The sequence below is a fragment of the Amycolatopsis rhizosphaerae genome (assembly GCF_007713715.1).
GTDB lineage: Bacteria > Actinomycetota > Actinomycetes > Mycobacteriales > Pseudonocardiaceae > Amycolatopsis_E > Amycolatopsis_E rhizosphaerae.
In genome coordinates, this window is sequence record NZ_VJWX01000750.1 from 1 (window position 1) to 2,194 (window position 2,194).

Annotated in this window: 3 protein-coding genes; 2 read left to right on the forward strand and 1 reads right to left on the reverse strand. The window is 71.2% G+C overall.

The genetic code is table 11. The features are described 5' to 3' along the window. A partial coding sequence (locus tag FNH05_RS36370; protein WP_144593371.1) for a helix-turn-helix domain-containing protein occupies window positions 1-284 on the reverse strand: 284 nt, incomplete at its 3' end. Window positions 285-367: 83 nt separating this feature from the next. On the opposite strand from FNH05_RS36370, the gene FNH05_RS36375 reads away from it, so the two are divergent. Together FNH05_RS36375 and FNH05_RS36380 are read left to right on the forward strand one after the other, a co-directional pair. Further along, a complete protein-coding gene (locus FNH05_RS36375) occupies window positions 368-1,102 on the forward strand; it encodes an aspartate/glutamate racemase family protein (RefSeq protein WP_144593372.1) in 735 nt (244 codons plus the stop codon). Window positions 1,103-1,185: 83 nt separating this feature from the next. Then, window positions 1,186-2,194 (forward strand): chitinase (locus tag FNH05_RS36380; protein ID WP_144593373.1); only part of this gene is annotated, 1,009 nt, incomplete at its 3' end.

Sequence of the window (2,194 nt, forward strand, 5' to 3'; positions counted from 1 at the left end):
GTGTAGTCGGCACCCTCGGCGGGCACGGCGGGCCCCTCCCCGGCGCGGATCAGCCTGCCGGCTGTGCCCGGCGGGTCCACCAGCCGGGAGAACGGGACGCCGAGCGCGGTGCCCAGCGCCCACAGCGTTTCCACACTCGGGTTCCCGGTGCCGGATTCGAGCTGGGACAGCGTGGACTTGGCCACCTCCGCGCGGCGGGCCAGTTCGGTGAGCGACAGCCCGGCGCGGGCGCGTTCGCGCCGCAGCGCGGCGGCGATGAGGTCGAGCGGGGCCTTGCGCGGCATGATCCTTTTCCTCCCGGGGTTGACGACGCCGTTCACTATACCGAACGATGTGTTCGGTAAATCGAACGAACGTCGGAGGAACGATGCACCATCTCGGGATACTCGCGCACAGCGCCGAAGGGGCGGCTCTGTGCTTTCGCCGCTTCTGCCAGGAGGGTTTCCGCGAACTGGGCCCGCACGACCACCCGGACGTCACCCTCGACCTCGTCCCGCTCGCCCGGAGCATGCCGGCGTGGGTCGCCGGCGACCACCGGGCGGTCCGGGAGATCCTCGCCGGGAGCGCGCGGCGCCTGGCCGCCGCCGGAGCCGCCTTCTTCGTCTGCCCCGACAACACCGCGCACCTCGCGCTCGAACTCCCCGGGGAGGACCTCGCGCTGCCGGGCCTGCACCTTCCGGACGTGGTGGCGGCCCGCGCCGAACGGGAGGGGTACCGGCGGGTCGGCGTGCTCGGCACCCGGTACCTGATGGACGGCCCCGTCTACCCGGAGGCGTTCGCGCGGCGGGGGATCACCGCGGTGGTGCCCGGGCCGGAGGACCGCGCGATGGTCGACCGGGTCATCTTCGGGGAACTGCTGGACGGGGTGGTCCGGGAGGAATCCAGGGCCGCCTATGCCCGCGTCATCGGGGAACTGGCCGAGCGCGGCTGTGACGCGGTGGCGCTGGTGTGCACCGAGATCCCGCTTCTGGTCACGCCCGGCGTCTCGCCGCTGCCCACGCTCGACTCCCCCCGCCTGCTGGCCCGCGCGGCCTTCGAAGTGGCCACCGGTACGGCGCCGATGCCGTGCTGGCGGGGAGGTCCACCGGAGCCCGCTTCCTGAATGGTCCAGTCCAAAGCCTTGACGGGCGCAGTGGTCTAGTCCACATTACGAAGAGCGCAACTCCCGTCACACGAGGAGGACCAGTGCACCGTCAAAGGATCGCCTCAGTCGTTGCGGCCGCGGCGGTGGCCGCGGGCGCCGCTCTCGCCATCGCAGGCCATTCGGCGGCCTCGGCCTCGGCCGGCACGGCCCTGAGCAGCAACTGGTACGCGTCGGCGCCGTACCTGATGCCCCAGAGCAACAACCCGCCGGATCCGGTCGCGGTGATGGCCGCGACCGGGCAGAAGGCCTTCCAGCTGGCCTTCATCCTCGCGCCGAACGGCGGCGGGTGCACTCCCACCTGGGACGGCACCTCCGCGGTCTCTTCGGACACCACGGTCGCCGGTGTCATCGACCGGATCCGGGCGGCGGGCGGCGACGTCTCGGTGTCCGTCGGCGGCTACGGCGGCACGAAACTGGGGCAGACCTGCGCGAACCCGGCCGGCACCGCCGCCGCCTACCAGCAGGTGATCGACCGGTACGGGCTGCGGGCCATCGACTTCGACCTGGAGGAGCCGGAGTACGAAAACGACGCCGCGATGACCAACGAGCTGGGGGCGGCGCAGATCCTGCAGCGGAACAACCCCGGGCTGTTCGTGTCGGTGACCATGCCGGGCACCTCCGCCGGGACGGGCTGGTTCGGCACCCAGTTGCTGGACAAGGCCAAGGGACTGGGCTTCACCCCGGACAACTTCTCGATCATGCCCTTCGACGGCGGGTTCTCCGGGGCCGCGAGCCAGACCGCCGCACTGGAGGCGTTCCACACCCTGCTGATGAACCACCTCGGCTGGGACAGCGCCACCGCGTACGCGCACGAGGGTTTTTCCGGCATGAACGGCAAATCCGACGCCGCGGAGTACTTCTACCAGTCGGACTTCCAGACCGTGCTGGACTACGCCACCGGACACGGCCTCGGCCGGTTCACCTTCTGGTCGGTCAACCGCGACCGGGCCTGCGGGGCGAGCACGGACAACGGAATCTGCAGCAACGTGCCGCAGAACGACTGGGACTTCACGAAGTTCACCGCGCGGTTCGCGGGTGCCACCCCGCCGG

Coding starts and splice junctions, on each gene's coding strand:
- FNH05_RS36375 (WP_144593372.1), top strand. CDS start 368: ATGCACCATCTCGGGATACTCGCGCACAGCGCCGAAGGGGCGGCTCTG.